The sequence below is a fragment of the Streptosporangiales bacterium genome, assembly GCA_009379955.1.
In the GTDB taxonomy this organism is placed as follows: Bacteria; Actinomycetota; Actinomycetes; order Streptosporangiales; family WHST01; genus WHST01.
Genome location: WHST01000013.1, coordinates 1 through 12,286, shown reverse-complemented (window position 1 = coordinate 12,286; position 12,286 = coordinate 1). Strand labels below are relative to the sequence as shown.

9 protein-coding genes and 1 tRNA gene are annotated in these 12,286 nt (G+C 70.6%); 7 read left to right on the top strand and 3 right to left on the bottom strand.

Features of this window, described 5'->3' with window-relative positions; all coding sequences use genetic code 11:
* The first annotated feature begins 6 nt into the window (after positions 1 to 6).
* The 5 genes from GEV10_05935 to GEV10_05915 are packed head-to-tail and all read left to right on the top strand — an operon-like array spanning position 7 to position 6,463.
* Entirely contained in the window at positions 7 to 870 is an 864-nt protein-coding gene (locus tag GEV10_05935; GenBank protein ID MQA78007.1) for an ABC transporter permease subunit, read from the top strand.
* A gap of 57 nt (positions 871 to 927) precedes the next feature.
* Positions 928 to 2,085, top strand: coding sequence for a DNA polymerase III subunit delta' (locus tag GEV10_05930; protein ID MQA78006.1), 1,158 nt, complete (start codon positions 928 to 930; stop codon positions 2,083 to 2,085).
* Positions 2,086 to 2,101: 16 nt separating this feature from the next.
* The gene (locus GEV10_05925) at positions 2,102 to 4,381 is read left to right on the top strand and encodes a penicillin acylase family protein (protein MQA78005.1); all 2,280 of its coding nucleotides are present in this window, start codon (positions 2,102 to 2,104) and stop codon (positions 4,379 to 4,381) included.
* A 50-nt stretch (positions 4,382 to 4,431) separates the two neighbouring features.
* Complete coding sequence (locus tag GEV10_05920) at positions 4,432 to 5,838, top strand: selenium-binding protein (GenBank protein ID MQA78004.1); 1,407 nt, start codon at positions 4,432 to 4,434, stop codon at positions 5,836 to 5,838.
* Positions 5,839 to 5,842: 4 nt separating this feature from the next.
* The gene (locus tag GEV10_05915) at positions 5,843 to 6,463 is read left to right on the top strand and encodes a hypothetical protein (protein MQA78003.1); all 621 of its coding nucleotides are present in this window, start codon (positions 5,843 to 5,845) and stop codon (positions 6,461 to 6,463) included.
* Between the two features lie 4 nt (positions 6,464 to 6,467).
* Here the strand turns inward: GEV10_05915 and GEV10_05910 are convergent, their stop codons facing one another.
* Positions 6,468 to 7,691, bottom strand: coding sequence for an amidase (locus GEV10_05910; GenBank protein MQA78002.1), 1,224 nt, complete (start codon positions 7,689 to 7,691; stop codon positions 6,468 to 6,470).
* 166 nt (positions 7,692 to 7,857) lie between these two features.
* On the opposite strand from GEV10_05910, the gene GEV10_05905 reads away from it, so the two are divergent.
* Positions 7,858 to 7,933 (top strand) — tRNA-Thr (locus tag GEV10_05905).
* Between the two features lie 317 nt (positions 7,934 to 8,250).
* Here GEV10_05905 and GEV10_05900 read toward each other — a convergent pair.
* Both GEV10_05900 and GEV10_05895 read right to left on the bottom strand, forming a co-directional pair.
* Positions 8,251 to 8,655 (bottom strand): DUF4440 domain-containing protein, encoded by a 405-nt coding sequence (locus GEV10_05900; protein ID MQA78001.1) that lies wholly within the window; start codon positions 8,653 to 8,655, stop codon positions 8,251 to 8,253.
* Entirely contained in the window at positions 8,652 to 10,208 is a 1,557-nt protein-coding gene (locus GEV10_05895) for an MFS transporter (GenBank protein ID MQA78000.1), read from the bottom strand. The genes GEV10_05900 and GEV10_05895 overlap by 4 nt, the downstream gene beginning before the upstream one ends.
* 646 nt (positions 10,209 to 10,854) lie before the next feature.
* Between GEV10_05895 and GEV10_05890 the strand changes: the two genes are divergently transcribed.
* The gene (locus GEV10_05890; protein MQA77999.1) at positions 10,855 to 12,123 is read left to right on the top strand and encodes a lipase; all 1,269 of its coding nucleotides are present in this window, start codon (positions 10,855 to 10,857) and stop codon (positions 12,121 to 12,123) included.
* Positions 12,124 to 12,286: the final 163 nt, after the last annotated feature.

The window sequence follows — 12,286 nt, the reverse complement described above, 5'->3', positions numbered from 1 at the left end:
GGCGCGATGACGGCGGAGACCGGCGGAGTGACCGGACGGTCGCGCTCGGGCGCGGTCGCCGCGGGGGTGGCGAGGTACTCGGCGCTCGTGGTCGCCCTCGTGCTGTTCCTCGTCCCCTTCTACCTGATCGTCCGCAACGGCCTGTCGACCGACCGCGACATCACCGCGCCCGAGTGGCAGCTCTTCCCGACCGACCTGCACTGGGAGAACGTCACCGCGTTGTTCGGTGGCGAGATCCCGTTGCTCACGGGGTTGAAGAACTCCGCGATCATCGGCGTCGTCCAGACGGTCGGCCAGCTGTTCTTCGCCGCGCTGGCGGGGTACGGCCTCGCGCGGATACCATTCCGGCACGCAAACAAGATCTTCTACATGGTGCTCGCGACGCTGATGATCCCGAGCGCGGTGACGTTCGTGCCGACGTTCGTGCTGGTGTCGTCGCTCGGCTGGGTGAGCTCGCTGCGCGGCCTCATCGTGCCGGGGCTGTTCAGCGCGTTCGCGACGTTCCTCTTCCGGCAGTACTTCCTCAGCTTCCCCAGGGAGCTCGAGGAGTCGGCCCGCGTCGACGGCCTCGGCTACTGGGGGGCGTTCTGGCGGATCGTCATCCCCAACTCACTGAACTTCGTGGCGGCCATCGCGGTGATCACGTTCATCGGCAGCTGGAACGCCTTCCTCTGGCCGCTGGTCATCGGCCAGGAGGAGTCGTCCTGGACGGTGCAGGTCGTGCTGTCGACGTTCCTCACCGCGCAGACGATCAACATCAGCCAGCTCTGCCTCGCGGCCGCCGTGTCGATCCTGCCGCTCGTCCTGGTCTTCGCGTTCCTGCAGCGCTGGCTCGTCCAGGGCGTCGCCCAGACCGGCATCAAGGGCTGAGCCCCGACACATCGCGGGGGTGACGGCGGCGCCGGTTACGCTGACGCCGTGGGCAGCGTGTTCGACGACCTCGTGGGTCAGGAGTCCGCCGTCGCCGAGCTCCGGGCCACCGCGACGGCAGCGGTGGAGGTGCTCGGTGGCGCCGACGGGCGCGGCATGACGCACGCCTGGCTGTTCACCGGCCCGCCGGGGTCCGGCAGGTCGACGGCCGCGCGGGCGTTCGCCGCGGCGCTGCAGTGCGAGTGGTCGGGCTGCGGCGAGTGCGACTCCTGCCACACGGTGCTCACCGGCACCCACGCCGACGTCCAGGTCGTCCGGCCGGAGGGCCTGTCGTTCTCGGTGGCCGAGGCGCGCCAGCTCGTTCACCGCGCCGCGATGTCGCCGTCCGGGCGCCGCTGGCAGATCGTCCTGTTCGAGGACGCCGACCGCATGACCGAGCAGGCGGCCAACGCGCTGCTCAAGGCCATCGAGGAACCCCCCAGGCGCACGGTCTGGCTGCTCTGCACCCCGGCTCCCGACGACCTCGTCGTGACGATCCGGTCGAGGTGCCGCCTGGTGACCCTGCGCACCCCGCCCACCGAGGCCGTCGCCGAGGTGCTCACCCGCAGGGACGGCGTCGAGCCCGAGATGGCCGCGTTCGCCGCCCGCGCCGCGCAGGGGCACGTCGGACGCGCCCGCCGGCTCGCGACCGACGAGCGCTCCCGCTCCCGCCGGTCCGCCGTGCTCGGCGTACCGCTGCGGGTGCAGGGCATCGGCAGCAGCTTCGCGGCCGCGGCCGGGCTCGTCGACGACGCGCAGGTCGACGCCTCGACGACCTCCGGCGAGCTCGACGCCCCCGAGACCGCGGCGCTGCGCCGCGCCCTGGGGGAGGGCACCGAGGGCCGGGCGATGCCCCGCGGCACCAAGGGCGCACTGAACGATCTCGAGCGCCATCAGAAGTCGCGCGCCACCCGCGTCAAGCGCGACAGCCTCGACCGCGCGCTCCTCGACCTCGCGTCGTTCTACCGCGACGTCCTGATCCTGCAGGTCGGCGCGCGGGTCGAGCTGTGCAACGAGGAGATCCACGACGACCTGCGCACCGTCGCCGAGTCGTCCACCCAGGCGGCCACCCTCCGCCGCCTCGAGGCGATCGTGCTGTGTCGCGAACGCATCGACCTCAACGTCAACCCGCTCCTCGCCGTCGAGGCGCTCACGCTCTCCCTGCGTGCGGCCTGACGTCGCGGCATCCCCGATGGCTGAGTCGTACGAGGTCCCCGGCCTGACCGGTCCCGCCGAGATCCTCGTCGACCGCTGGGGTGTCCCGCACGTCTACGCGTCGTCGCGGTACGACGCGTTCCTCGTGCAGGGCTTCAACGCTGCCCGCGACCGACTGTGGCAGCTCGACTTCTGGCGCCGGCGCGGCCTCGGTCTGCTCGCCGATGCGTTCGGCGCGGCGTACGTCGAGCACGACAGGGCGGCGCGGCTGTTCCTCTACCGCGGCGACATGCACGGCGAGTGGCTCGCGTACGGGTCCGACACCAAGCGCGTGTGCACCGCCTTCGTCGCCGGCGTCAACGCCTACGTCCGGCTGACCCGCGACGACCCGGCGCTGCTGCCGCCCGAGTTCCGCGACCTCGCGTACGAGCCGGCGCTCTGGTCACCCGAGGACGTCGCACGCATCCGCAGCCACGGCCTGTTCCGCAACCTGCGGCACGAGGTGGCGCGGGCGCTGGTGCTCCGTGACTTCGGTCCCGAGGTGGAGGAGCTGTGTCGCCACTGGGAGCCCGCGGGCGACCTCGTCGTCCCCGAAGGGCTCGACCTCGACGCCATCCCCGGCGACGTGCTCCGCGTGTACGACCTCGCCACGCTGCCGCCGATGTTCCCCGCCGAGTCGCCCGAGGGCAGCAACAGCTGGGTGCTGTCGGCCGCGCGCACCGCGACGGGACGTCCGATGCTCGCGAACGACCCGCACCGCGCGGTGTCGCTGCCGTCGCTGCGCTACCTGGCCCACCTGTCGGCACCCGGCCTCGACGTCATCGGCGGTGGTGAACCCGCCCTTCCCGGCATCTCCATCGGCCACAACGGGCACGCGGCGTTCGGCGTGACGATCCACCCGATCGACCAGGAGGACCTCTACGTCTACGAGACCTGTCCCGACGACTCGCGGGCGTACCGGTACGACGGCCGCTGGGAGCCGATGCGCGTCGTCCGCGAGAGCGTCCCGATCAGAGACGCCGCGCCCGTGGACGTCGAGCTCGTGTTCACCAGGCACGGTCCGGTGATCCACGCGGACGCCGACCGCGGCACCGCGTTCGCCGTCCGCGCCGCATGGCTCGAGCAGGGCATGGCGCCGTACCTCGGCAGCATGGACTCCTTGAGCGCCACGAGCTGGGACGGGTTCGTCGCGGCGATGAACCGGTGGGGCGCGCCGCCGGAGAACCAGATCTACGCCGACACCGGCGGCGCGATCGGCTGGAAGGCGGCCGGACTCACGCCGATCAGACCCAACTGGGACGGCGCGCTGCCGGTGCCAGGCGACGGCCGTTACGAGTGGGCCGGCTTCTACGACATGGACCAGCTGCCGGAGGAGTCCGACCCCGCCCGCGGCTGGATCGCGACGGCGAACGACGAGAACCTGCCGCCCGACTTCCCGCCGGAGCGGACGATCACGGTCGACTGGTACCCGCCGTTCCGGCATCGGCGCATCGACGAGGTGCTCGCCACGGCGACCGGGGTAACGGTCGACGACATGGTGCGGCTGCAGACCGACTACGTCAGCCTGCCGGCACGGCGCATCGTCGAGCGCCTGCGCGGCGTGCCGGTCGACGACCCGTCCGCGGCGCGGGCCCGCGCGCTGCTACTCGACTGGGACGCCGACCTGCGCCCCGACTCAGCGGCGGCCGCGCTGTTCGAGGTCTGGTACCGCAGGCACCTGCGTCCCGCCCTGCTGCGCAGGGCGCTCGAGCCGCTCGTCCCCGCCGATCGCCTCGACGACGCGCTGCGCAGGTGCATCCCGGGGGACGACTCGCAGCACGCGGACGCGCGCGTCGACCTCGACCTGGTCGAGCGTCCGGCGTTCGAGGATGTCGCCGGTCCGACGCTGCGCGACGCGGTGACCGACGTCGAGGCACTTCTCGGCACCGATCCAGCCGGGTGGGCGTGGGGACGCCTGCACGTGGCCGCACCCGCCCACCCGCTGGCGGCACTCCTCCGTACGGTGCCGCGGGACAAGGCTGTCCTCCCGCCGCTGGCTCGCGGCGGCAGTGCTGACACCGTCGGGCACACCGCGTACGACACGACGTTCACCCAGACGGCCGGCGCGACGTTCCGGATGGTGATCGACGTGGGCGAGTGGGACCGCTCGGTGGTGATGAACGCGCCCGGCCAGTCGGGTCGGCCGGACAGCGCCCACTACGACGACCTCGCCGATGCGTGGGCGCACGACGGCGCCTTCCCGCTGCTCTACACCAGGGCCGCGGTGGAGGCCGAGGTCGAGCACCGGATCACTCTTACTCCCGTCAAATCCTACTGACTCAGTAGGATAACCATTGAATTGATCTTGCTGTCGTGTGAAAGTGAACTGTGCCCTTCCTCAAGCCCGACCCCACGTTCTACCCGTCGCCGCGTGATGCGGCCGAGGCTCCGCCGGAGACCCTCGCCTACGTGGCGGCGTTCTCCCGCTCGGCCGACCGGCCCGACGCGATCGCGGTGCTCGACACCGACGAGGCGTCCGACCGGTACGGGCAGGTGGTCGGGTGGACCGACCTGCCCAACGTCAGCGACGAGCTGCACCACTTCGGCTGGAACGCGTGCAGCAGTGCGCTGTGCCCGTACGCGCCGCACCCGCACGTCGAACGCCGCTACCTGGTCGTGCCCGGCCTGCGGTCGTCACGCATCTACATCATCGACATCAAGGGCGACCCCCGCGCGCCGACGATCGTCAAGACGCTGGAGCCCGAGGAGCTGGCCAAGCGGGCCGGCTACTCCCGCCCGCACACCGTGCACTGCGGGCCCGAGGGGCTGTACGTCTCCGCACTCGGCGGCGCCGACGGCAACGAGGGCCCTGGCGGCGTGGCAATCCTCGACCACAACTCGTTCGAGGTGCTCGGCCGGTGGGAGGTCGACCGCGGTGACCAGTACCTCGCGTACGACCTGTGGTGGCACATCGCCCACGACGTCGCCGTCACGAGCGAGTGGGGCACGCCGTCCATGATCGAGGACGGCATCGTCCCCGAGCTGCTGCTGAACCGGAAGTACGGACACCGGCTGCACTTCTGGGACCTGCGCAGGCGGCGCAACGTGCAGACCGTCGACCTCGGTGACCAGTACCAGATGCCGCTGGAGCTGCGTCCCGCGCACGACCCGACGAAGCAGTACGGGTTCGTCGGTGTCGTCGTCAGCGTCGAGGACCTCTCCGCGTCGGTCTGGCTATGGTACAAGGACGGCAAGGAGTTCGCCGTCAAGCGGGTCATCGACATCCCGGCCGAGCCCGCGGAGACCGACGACCTGCCGCCGGCGCTCCAGCCGTTCGGCGCCGTCCCGCCGCTCGTCACCGACATCGATCTCTCGGTCGACGACCGGTTCCTGTACGTCTCGGCGTGGGGGACCGGCGAGCTGCTGCAGTACGACGTGAGCGACCCGTTCGAGCCGCGCAAGGTGGGATCCGTCCACCTCGGCGGTGTCGTGCGCAGGACGGCTCATCCCGCGGCACCCGACCTGCCGCTCGCGGGTGGTCCGCAGATGGTCGAGGTGAGCCGCGACGGCAAGCGCGTCTACGTGAGCAACTCGCTGTACGGCGCGTGGGACGACCAGTTCTACCCCGATGGTGTCGGCGCCTGGGTGGCGAAGCTCGACGTCGACACCGAGCTGGGCGGCCTCGTCCCCGACGGGCGGTTCTTCCCGCACGGCGACGACTTCCGCGGCCTGCGGGTCCACCAGACCAGGCTGCAGGGCGGCGACGCGTCGTCCGACTCGTACTGCTACCCGTGACCAGGTGGACGCGCGGACCTACCTGGAGCTCGTGGGGCTGGGCTCGTTCCACGGCCTGAACCCCGCGATGGGCTGGCTCTTCGCGGTCGCGATCGGCCTGCAGGAGCGGCGCAGGTCCGCTGTGATCCGCTCGCTCGTCCCGGTGGGCGCCGGCCACCTGGTGTCGATCGCCGTCGTCTCGATCGCGGTGCTGGTCGGTGCGTCGGCGTTCACCACGCGGGTCGTCGCCATCGGCGGCGGCGTCCTGCTCGTGGGTTACGGGATGTGGCTGGTGCTGTCCAAGCGGCACTTCCGGTGGGTGGGCATGCGGCTGAACCCGTTCCAGCTGGCGAGCTGGTCGTTCCTCATGGCGTCGGTGCACGGCGCCGGTCTGATGCTGCTGCCCGTCCTGCTTCGCGGGCGGGACGAGGGCGGTCTCGGGTTCGGGACCGCGGTGGTCGACGGCGTCACGGCGGCGCTCGTCCACACAGTCGCCATGGTCGTCGTCGCGGCGGTGATCGCGCTCGTGGTGCACCAGTTCGTCGGCGTGCGCATCCTGCGCAGCGCCTGGCTCGACCTCGACCGGGTCTGGGCCTGGGTGCTCGTGCTCGCCGGCGCCGGCACAGTGGCCGGCGCGTTCGTCTGAGCACTCAGCGGAGGTGCGTGGCGAGCCAGCGGGCCGCGGCGAGGAGCGAGCCGTCAGTGTCGCGGGCGCCGACCAGCTGCACGCCGAGGGGCAGGCCGTCGACGTCTCCGGCCGGCAGGGCGACGGCGGGCAGCCCGAGCAGGTGCCACGGCCGGCTCATCGCGGGATCGCCGGTCGCGCGGATGCCACGCGGCGCCGGGCCGACCGCGCCTGGCGCGAGGATCACGACGTCGGCGCCGAGCGTGGGCGCGAGCTCCTCGTGGGCCGCGTCCGCGGTGGCGAGGGCCTCGCGGAAGCTCGCCTCTGGGGTCGCCGCACCCGCGTCGAGCAGCTCGAGGAGCGGCGCACTGAGCTCTCTGCGGTGCTCGGCCACCACATCGGCCAGGGTGCGCGCGGCGTCGTACGCCATCACCACCTGCTGCGCGGCGGCGCAGCGCCGCATGAGGTCGGCGGCGTCGAGCGGGGCGACGGGGACGCCGAGGCCGGTCAGCGTGTCGGCGACGCGACGGACCGTCGCACGCATCGCGGGGTGGACGTCGGCGAGCTCGCTGCCGTCGGTTACGAGCACCCGGGCCGGCGGCCGCAGAGGCGAAGGGTGGGCAATGCCGGAGAGCACCTGGTAGAGCGGTACGAGGTCGTCCACGGTCCGCGCGAGCAGCCCGAGCCGGTCGAGCAACGGCGCGAGATGCTGCGTGCCGTCGATCGGTAGTGCGCCGTACGTCGGGACGAACCCGGCGATGCCGCAGAACGACGCGGGCCGGACGGTGGATCCCGCGGTCTGCGTGCCGAGGGCGCACGGCACCATCGTGTCGGCGACGGCCGCCGCGGACCCGCTCGACGACCCGCCGGGCGTGTGCTCGAGCGCGTGCGGGTTGCGTGTCTTTCCCGGGGAGAAGTACGCGAACTCCGTCGTCACCGTCTTGCCGAGCACGATCGCGCCGGACGCGCGGAGCAGCCGTACGCACGTGGCGTCGGTCGTGGCCATCCGGCCGATGCGGATCGGCGTCCCGCACCGGACGGGCAGCCCGGCGACGTCGATGATGTCCTTGACCGCGACGGGAACCCCGTGCAGGAGCCCGGCAGGCCCGCTCACGTCGGCGCGTACGGCCTGGCGGCGGGCACCGACCGCGTCGAGATGCTCCCACGCCCCGACCTCGGGCTCCCGGCGCTCGATGCGTTCGAGACAGTCGCGCACGAGCTGGGACGAGGTGAGCGCGCCCTCGCGCATCCGCTCCGTCGCCGCCGTCAGAGTGAGCTCGTTCGACGCCACGGCGAATGCCACCTCCGGCTGCGGACGGACGGGGTCCCGTCGATCATAGTGGCGACGGGCAGGTCCCCCACCGAAGCGGCGAGCCCGGCCGTACCGTTAGACTGTGACACCGCCGATCCGGCACGCCGCCTTAGCTCAGTCGGCAGAGCGATTCACTCGTAATGAATAGGTCGACGGTTCGATTCCGTCAGGCGGCTCCACGCATCACCCCAGGTCAGAAGCCTGACCTGGGGCTGAGAGCACCTCGATTCCCTCGTTCCATGGCCCGCTGCGCGAGCGTCGATTTGGCGCGATTCTGATCCGCGTGTGCCTGGGCGAGCGCGGCGCGGGCCGCGGCGATCCGGCGGGGCAGTTGCTCGAGGAGCGCTCTACGCCTGTCGGGATCCGCGGTCATAGACCCCACGCTCTCAGATCCCGGCCGGGCAGCATGTACGCGGCCAACGACGGCGTGCGCGCCCATTCCACGACATGCGGTCGGCCTGGCGGACTCAGTAGCGGTGTCACGTGATCGCGGTGCTCATCGCAATGGATATGAGTGATGCTCATGAACGACGATCCATTGCCCTCCCCGCTTCTCGAGTCCGACGGTGAGTCGGAGACGGTTCTCGGGGTCCGCGGCCAGCTCATCGGCGGTCCCGCAGCGGAGGAGGGCGTGGGCGAAGGCGACATTGACCCCGGCGGTGACATCGAGTGAGACGATTTCGAAGATGCCGCCGGCGCGTTGATGCTCGAAGAACGGTGCCCAGGAGTCGCGGTAGGCGGCGATGCCTCGGACTCCGTCAGTGGGTGGTGGGACGTCGAACATGACGATGTCCTCGGCATGGTCGGTGAGCACGCCGTCCAGTTCTTGCCCGCGTACGGCCGCGGCCCAGCGCTCGATCAACGTGGCTATCGTGCGTTCGTCTGTCTGGTTCGAGCTCATGGCTGAGTGAATCCTTCCTCGGTGCGTGCGGGGTCCTCAGTCGGCGTCGGGGCGACACCGGCTCTGCGGAGCGCAACGGCGGCGAAGCATGCGCCCGCGATCGCGATGAACGCGCCGCTGAGGGCAGCGATCTCGAGGCCGTTGGCGAAGGCGTGGCGAGCCGCGGCGAGCAGCGGTTGCGCGGTTGCGGCGGGGAGATCGGCTGCGGTCTCGGCGGCGCCGGCCAGGGTTTCGCGGGCTACCTCGGCCTGCTCGGCATCGAGTCCGACGAGCGAGGCAGGCAGAACACCCCGGTAGACCGCGACGCTGATGCTTCCGAGCAGCGCGATGCCGAGCGCGCCGCCCAGCTCGCTGCCCGTCTCGGACACCCCAGAGGCGACGCCAGCGCGCTCGGGTGGCACGGTCCCGACGACGAGGTCCGTGGCGAGCGTGATCACCGGCGCCACGCCGAGGGCCAGCAACACTGACCCGGACACGACGACGGCGAGCCCTGAGCTGGCGCCGGCCTGACTGACCGTGGTCAGACCGACCGCCGCGACAGCCAGTCCGGCCGCGACGACGAACCCCGGCCGGAGACCGCGAACCAACAATGGCACCACCAATGCTCCCGCGATGAACCCGAGCGCTGAGGGCAGCATCCACAGTCCGGCGACGAGCGGTGACTGGCCGAGAACGAGCTGCAAATACTGCGCGATGAGCAGGAAAGTCCCGAAGTTCACGATGAAGGACAGCGTGTTCACGCCCAGGGCGGCGACGAACGCGGGCCGCCGGAACAGCTTGAGATCGATCATGGGATCCGTCAGGCGCCTCTGGCGCCGAGCAAACACGACCGCGAGCGCGACACCCGCGACGATCGGGATTATCGGCGCAACGCGCCAACCGTTCTCGGCGAAGTCCTTGAGGCCGTAGATGACGGCGAGAACGGCGACGAGGCAGATGACCGCGCTCACCGCGTCGAACCGGCCGGCCGCAGGGTCCCGAAACTCCGGAATGAGTCGCGGTCCGAGGATGAGCAACAAACCCATCACCGGCACGGCGATCAGGAACACCGATCCCCACCAGAACGCCTCCAGCAGCGCCCCGCCGACCAGCGGCCCGATCGCCGCGCCCGTCGAGAAGCTCATCACCCAAATGCCGATAGCGGTGGTCCGCTCGCGCGGATCGAGGAACATGTTCGAGATGAGCGACAGAGTCGACGGTGCGAGGGTCGCCGCGGCGATCCCGAGCAGCGCGCGCGTGGCGATGAGCATCCCCGGTGTCGAGGAGAACGCCGCGAGGATTGACACGACACCGAAGGCCGCCGCCCCGATCAGGAGCAGCCGTCGTCGGCCGATCCTGTCGCCGAGGCGACCCATGGGGATCAACCAGCCCGCAAGCATGAAGCCGTAGATGTCGGTGATCCAGAGCAGCTCAGTCCCCGACGGGTGAAGGTCCTGCGTGAGCGCGGGCGCGGCGAGGTAGAGGACGACGAGGTCCATCGAGTACAGGATGCAGGGCAACGCGATCACCGCAAGGCCGTACCAGCGCCTCGGATCCGGTGTCACCTGGCTCATCGCGTCGCGCGGAGGCGCTCCTCGGCGCCTGTGGCCGCGGATCCACTGTGGAGGTTCGGGGGCCTCACGGCATTCGCCGGCGCCGGGACGGTGGTTGTGTCGGAGAGCGCCTCGGTCATGGGTTGTCCCTTCGGTCGCGTGCTTGTTGGGCAAAGGCGTTCCCGTCCCCGAGTAGAGAGACCCGCCCCGGCCCCGGAACTCATCGGCCGAGCGCACGTCAGGCGCTGCTCACCTGAGCTCCCGCGCCTGTCAGTGCAGGTTCGTACGGTGAGGTCATGCCCTTGACCGACTAAGAGTTGGGGTCTGGGGTGCAGCGGTACAGGATTCTCCGCTAAGGCTGCTGGTCTTGGGTGTCGCGCTGTTCTCTAGGTTTGACCGCCATGCTGGTGGAATTCCTCAGTGATGAGCAGGTGGCGGCGTACGGCCGGTTCGACGGGCCGCCGTCGCGGTCGGAGATGGAGCGGTTCTTGTTCCTCGACGACGTGGACCGGCGGGCCATCGGAGACCTGTCCGCTGTGCCGCGCCGGCATCCCGATCGGCGAGACCGGCCGAGTTCTAGGACTACTTCTCGGGTGGTGCTGGCCCTACCTGCAGTCGGGCATAAGGCCTCTGGGAGACGGACCGCCACGACCCTAACGTCGCCGGTATGAAGCCCTCACAGCGAATCCTCCGTACCCGACGACCCCGCACCCGCATCGCCGCTTGCGCATGCGCACTGCTGCTCGCTGCCCTACCAGTGGGCTCGGCAGCGGCGAGCCCACACACCGGGACGACGACATCGAGCAAGGTGGCTACACCTGACCGCGGTGACCTGGTGTCTGCCACCCCGCTGCACACCTGGTCTGCCCGCGAGGCGGCTCGATACCTCACCAAGGCTGATTTCGACTCCAGCATGGTGAAGCACGGCGTGCGCACGTACCGCATCGTCTACCGAACCGTCGACGCCGCCCGCAGACCGACGACGGCCAGCGGTCTGCTGGTGCTGCCGCGAATCGGTGACCGGCGGCTGCGCGTGGTCTCGTACGGCCATGGCACGTCCGTGCACCGCGCGGACGTGCCCTCGACGCCCGATGGCTTCGCCGCATCGCCCGGCGTGCTCTATGGGGCTGCCGGCTTCGCCTCGGTTTCGCCGGACTACCTGGGGCTCGGCTCGGGACCCGGCACCCATCCGTGGATGCACGTACGCACAGAAGCGTCCGCATCGCTCGACCTGCTGCGGGCGGCACGGGAGTTCACGGCACGTACCGACCGGACGCTGGACAGGGACGTACTGGTGACCGGATTCTCCCAGGGTGCGAGCGCGGCACTCGGTCTTGCGCGTGAGCTGCAGCGCCGCGCCGACCCATGGTTCAGGCTGGGGGCACTGGCGTCGATCAGCGGTGCCTACGCGCTGCGTGACGCGGAGATCCCAGCGCTGCTGGCCGGTGAAGTGCAGCAGCCGTACGGCGTCGTCTACGCGAGCTACCTGTTCGTCGCGTGGAACCGACTCTTCCATCTCTACCGGGACCCGTCCGAGGTGTTCCAGCAGCCGTACGCCGACAAGGTCGAGAAGCTGTTCGACGGTTCGACGCCGGGCGAGGAGATCGTCGCCGCGCTGCCCAACGACCTGGACAAGTTGCTCACCGAACGCGGCTTCGAGCTGCTGCGGAAGCCGACCGGACAGATGGCTGTGGGCCTACGGCAGGCGGACAGCGTCTGCGAATGGGCGCCGCGGACTCCGCTTCGGCTGTACCGCGCGACGGGCGACGAGCAGGCGGTCACGGCGAACACGGACCACTGCCGCAGCTCCCTGCTGCGTCATGGCGTACGCGCACCGATCGTCGAGCTCGGTGAACCCGAGTATCAGGGCTCGCGCCACCTCGGTTCCGCCGTCGCGGGTGTCACGGCCACGGCCCGCTGGTTCCAGCAGCTATGACCAACCGCACGGATGGCCCCCGTCCCTAGTAGTACTTTGTTATGTCGAGTCTGCGGGGGTGGGTGGGCGTGGCAGGACGGGTTGCAGGCAGAGACGGCAAGCGCCGGTCCAGACGCCGAGTAGGGCCTGGAGTTCGCGGAGGACGGCGTAAAGAGTCAGGCCG